Origin of the sequence: Vibrio genomosp. F10 str. 9ZD137, assembly GCF_049974785.1 — a bacterium.
In the GTDB taxonomy this organism is placed as follows: Bacteria; Pseudomonadota; Gammaproteobacteria; order Enterobacterales; family Vibrionaceae; genus Vibrio.
Genome location: NZ_JBNGCJ010000305.1, coordinates 1 through 4,439, shown reverse-complemented (window position 1 = coordinate 4,439; position 4,439 = coordinate 1). Strand labels below are relative to the sequence as shown.

At 41.5% G+C, this 4,439-nt stretch carries 3 protein-coding genes and 1 pseudogene; 3 read left to right on the top strand and 1 reads right to left on the bottom strand.

Going from position 1 to position 4,439, the window contains the following annotated elements; all coding sequences use genetic code 11:
* Positions 1 to 210, top strand: a pseudogene (locus tag ACP45E_RS05610) (quinolinate synthase NadA); the annotation flags it as partial.
* A 200-nt stretch (positions 211 to 410) separates the two neighbouring features.
* On the opposite strand, the gene ACP45E_RS05605 reads toward ACP45E_RS05610, so the two are convergent.
* Positions 411 to 980: a UPF0149 family protein gene (locus tag ACP45E_RS05605; protein WP_017034880.1), complete on the bottom strand. Its 570-nt coding sequence runs from the start codon at positions 978 to 980 to the stop codon at positions 411 to 413.
* Positions 981 to 1,106: 126 nt separating this feature from the next.
* On the opposite strand from ACP45E_RS05605, the gene ACP45E_RS05600 reads away from it, so the two are divergent.
* Entirely contained in the window at positions 1,107 to 3,530 is a 2,424-nt protein-coding gene (locus ACP45E_RS05600; protein ID WP_069584784.1) for a hybrid sensor histidine kinase/response regulator, read from the top strand.
* A gap of 236 nt (positions 3,531 to 3,766) precedes the next feature.
* Complete coding sequence (locus tag ACP45E_RS05595) at positions 3,767 to 4,216, top strand: L-alanine exporter AlaE (RefSeq protein WP_017034882.1); 450 nt, start codon at positions 3,767 to 3,769, stop codon at positions 4,214 to 4,216.
* Positions 4,217 to 4,439: the final 223 nt, after the last annotated feature.

The following is a 4,439-nucleotide window of genomic DNA, read 5'->3' as shown; positions in this document are numbered from 1 at the left end:
GCCGGTGCGGGCGCTACCTGTCGCAGCTGTGCACATTGCCCTTGGATGGCGATGAATGGCCTCAAAGCGATAGAAACGGCTCTGCGTGACGGCGGTGATGAGCATGAGATCTTTGTTGACGAAGCGTTAAGAGTGAAATCGTTGATCCCTCTAAATCGTATGCTAGATTTTGCTGAGCAGCTCAATATTAAAGTTAAAGGCAATGCATAGAGGTTAATCCTCTTCTTTATCAGGCTACTCCTTCACGAACATAGCTATTTTATGTTGTGCCGATGGACGTATCGGAGCTTCAACTAGAAAGCACGATGTAAAAAGCCATACAAATCAATATAGACATGTGAAATAAAAAAGCCTACTTATCTAAGTAGGCTTTTTTGTTTTTGGAAAACTCTTTAGCCCAATACAAACGCTTATTGCTGTTCCGCTAAAAGAACACCACGCTGAGTCAACCCGCAAAGCATTACTGGAATGGCATTAAAAATTTCTTCAAATTGCTCCATCCCTTCGATGCCTTGTTCAGCAAGCGTGCTAACCGACGTTTCAGGATCGTAAAGCATGCTTAACGACAGCAATACACCACCAAGAAGCGCATTGTCTTCACTTTGCTCAGGCATGATGGTTTCCCAGTCGTCACGTGCTAATTGCCAACCTTGCAGCATACCTTCGCAAAAATCTCGGGTTTGTTTAGTGACAATATCTTCTTCATCGAGTGCACATAGATTTGGCCATTCCCAATTGCCATCTAAAAGCGCAGGGCGGTATGAGTTCCAAATTTGAATGACGAGTTCGACGTAACGCTCAAGCTGTTCACCATCGCTAAAGGGTGCTGTGTCTTCTCCTCCCCACAAGAACGGTAGCCACTCTTCAGGTGGGAGGACGTTTGGTGCAGCAGCCATTGAGGCTACGAACCCTTGCGTTCTTGCTTCATTAAGAAGCTTTCCTTCTAGCTCAGGTAAAGAGAGGATATTATCTAAAGTCAAAATAGATCCATTGGTTTGAATTGATGTTATTCCTATAGTACCAACTCAAATACTAACGAAAAAGACTTGATGCCCGATAATATTCACTATAATTTTTAATAAACATAAAATAATTCAAGTCATTATATGGAAATCAGTTCCTCACTAAAAAGAAAAAGCATTTTGGCGCTTGGCGTCTATTTGTTTTTCTTTATCGCTATGATCGGCACGGTGACCTACCTCGTTGTTGAACCCCTAGTGCGGTCAAAGCTAGAGCAAAGCTTAGACTTAAAAACAGAGCTGTTGGCTTCTCAATTAGAACAACCACTCAACAGTGCAATTGGCGTTCTTCACGGAATCGCGAGTATTGGAGAGGCCAATCACTCACAGAAGATTCAAGCCAAGATATTAAGCTCATTATTTAAAACGTTAGACGGTGCAGTTGTGAGTGGTGGGCTTTGGCCTGAACCTTACACCATTGATAAAGATATTTCTTACATGAGCCTTTATTACAATCGTTCCAGTGATGGGCAGGTAGATAATATCAAGTCATGGAATAACCCAAGTACTGGGGGCTACGTTCAAGAAGCATGGTATACCGTTGCGGTTGATGCGCCGAAGGGAAGTGTTTTTTGGTCAGAGGTCTATATTGATGCCTACACCCACATCCAGATGATTTCTATTACTTCTCCCTATTATATTGATGACCAATTCTCTGGCGTGGCAACAGTGGATCTGTCTTTGGCTGATTTGATCGACTTTATTCAAAACAATGCCAAAGAGCATGATTTGGGGTTTATTCTTCGCGATGGATTGAATGAGGTCATTACCGAGCACAACTTTAAAAAATCAGACACTATCTATATCAGTTCTCACCAATTTGGCGAATTTAAATGGATGATAGACGTTGTTAATGCAAAAAGAACCGTCAACGACAATGTGTATGCATTGGTAACCAGTATAGAGCTCAGTATCATGCCAATCCTATTATTGTGCGTTATGGCTGGCTATTACCTGATCAATCAGTTCTTAATAAGACCGATTGTCTTGATCGCAAAGAAAGTCGACGCGTCTAAAGAGGGGGGCATCATTGAAGTCGCTTATCGAAGTAACGATGAAATCCGTCGTCTTATCGACACATTCAATCAAAAAACGGTGTATTTAGAAGCTGAAAAAGTGAAAGCGCAGGCATCGACCAAAGCGAAAAGTGCCTTTCTAGCAGTGTTATCTCACGAGATTCGAACGCCAATGAATGGGGTATTGGGTACGGCACAAATTTTGCTGAAAAGTAACTTAACGCCTGACCAACGTAAGCATCTAAAAAGCCTGCAAGAATCAGGCGAGCATATGATGACATTACTTAATGAAATACTGGATTTCTCCAAGATAGAACAAGGCCATTTAGAATTCGAACGAACCCCTTTTCCTATTGATTCTATCATCGGCAGCATCAACAGCGTTTACCACACATTGTGCACCGAAAAAGGTCTCCAATTCAAAGTCTACTCTGAGATTCCATCGGGGCGCTGGTACAACGCAGACAAAGCACGCCTTAGACAGATATTGTTCAATTTACTCAATAATGCCGTTAAGTTCACCTCTAGAGGATTTGTAGAGGTTTATTTAAAGGAAAAGATGGTCGGGGAGCAATTACATCTTTTGATAAAAGTGAGAGATACAGGTATTGGTATTTCTAAAGAAGCACAAGGCCGTGTTTTCAAACCGTTTGAGCAAGCCGAATCGAGTACCACGCGTCGCTTTGGTGGAACGGGCTTAGGGCTTGCGATCGTGAAACAGATCGTCGAGCTTAATGGGGGAGGCGTTTCCGTTACGAGTGAAATGGGAATTGGCACCAGTTTCGAAGTTTCGCTATTGATAGAAGCGACGTCCTCTGGCTCAGTTGAACTGAATGTTCATAGGAAGTTGAACTACAGTGGGCTAAAGGTCTTGATTGTTGAAGACAATAGAACCAATACCATCATCATTGAAACATTTATGAAAGGCAAAGGCTTCGAATGTGATTGTGTTGAAAATGGCGAGCAAGCGCTGGTGGCGGTCGCTCAAACACAATACGATCTTATTTTGATGGATAATCATATGCCAGTAATGGACGGCGTTGAAGCGACATCAAACATTCGGTCTATGAATGATGATCGTAATAAAGTGCTGATATTTGGGTGCACAGCTGATGTGTTTATCGAAACAAGAGAAAGAATGCTAAGTGCCGGTACTGATTACATTATTTCCAAACCGATAGATGATTCTGCACTTGATGATGCCCTTTACCGTTATGCTTCCAAGCTTTATCAATACCATTCAGAAAAGAGCTTGGGCTCAGAAGTTCTCATATCAGAAGAGGTATTGGTTCGATTTTATGTTGAGCTCGATAATCAACATTTCTTTCAAGCGAAAGAGATTATTGAGGACATTGCGATAACTCTTGCTCCTTACGAAGATCAAGTATTGATGGATAAGCTCAAGGAAATTGTTCGATGTTTGGAATTGGAAGAGCAGCCCCAGACCGAAGATGTTGATGTGATAACCGTAATGCTCAGTAAGTACTGTAATTAACTTACACAACACCGGGTGGAATTGATTGAAAAGTGAGCTATATCTTGTTTTCTAGTTTGAGTATCTAGTTTTTCATTCAATATTAGTTATTTATTTACCGATCTATTTTAAATTCGAAGTATATATCTGTAATTACTGTGTTCTAATAGCGAAATAATCCAGCCTTAATTGCAAGGCTGGTTTGTTGTGTTAGCTACTTGCTATTTAACCAGTTATTTATATTGCAGAGGAAGACCATGAAAGCCCGCGCCCCTTTTTGTATCCGTCATGCTGCGGCAGATACGTTTGCGATGGTAGTATTTTGTTTTTTATCGGGGATGATTATCGAAATTTTTATCTCTGGTATGACATTTGAGCAATCTTTGGCGTCGAGAACTCTTTCGATCCCAGTCAATATAGCGATTGCATGGCCATACGGGTTATTTAGAGATTACGTATTGAGACAGGGAAGAAGGATTTCTGATACTGGCTTAGTGAAGAATATTGCGGATTTGTTTGCTTATGTGCTTTTTCAATCTCCTGTTTACGCGGCGATTTTATTGGTTGTCGGAGCATCGAGTGATCAAATCATGACAGCAGTGACCAGTAACGCAGTTGTTTCATGTGGGATGGGAGTACTTTACGGATACTTCCTAGATACGTGCCGTAAGTTGTTTAAGGTTCCAGGATACTGTCCGCAGGCCTAAGATATTTTGCTGAAAAAATGCGCTTAAATGTCAATTAGTAAGCACTTAATCAATGTTGATGGCTTTTTTTAACAATAGCACTTGACCAAGTAGAGCAGAATCATTAAATTAGCGCCTCGTTAACGCATAACGTTAACACACAAAACGGTGAGTTGTCCGAGTGGCTGAAGGAGCACGCCTGGAAAGCGTGTATACGGCAACGTATCGAGAGTTCGAATCTCTC

Excerpts from the sequence above, each read along its gene's own strand:
- ACP45E_RS05600 (WP_069584784.1), top strand. The coding sequence starts at position 1,107 with ATGGAAATCAGTTCCTCACTAAAAAGAAAAAGCATTTTGGCGCTTGGC.
- ACP45E_RS05595 (WP_017034882.1), top strand. The coding sequence starts at position 3,767 with ATGAAAGCCCGCGCCCCTTTTTGTATCCGTCATGCTGCGGCAGATACG.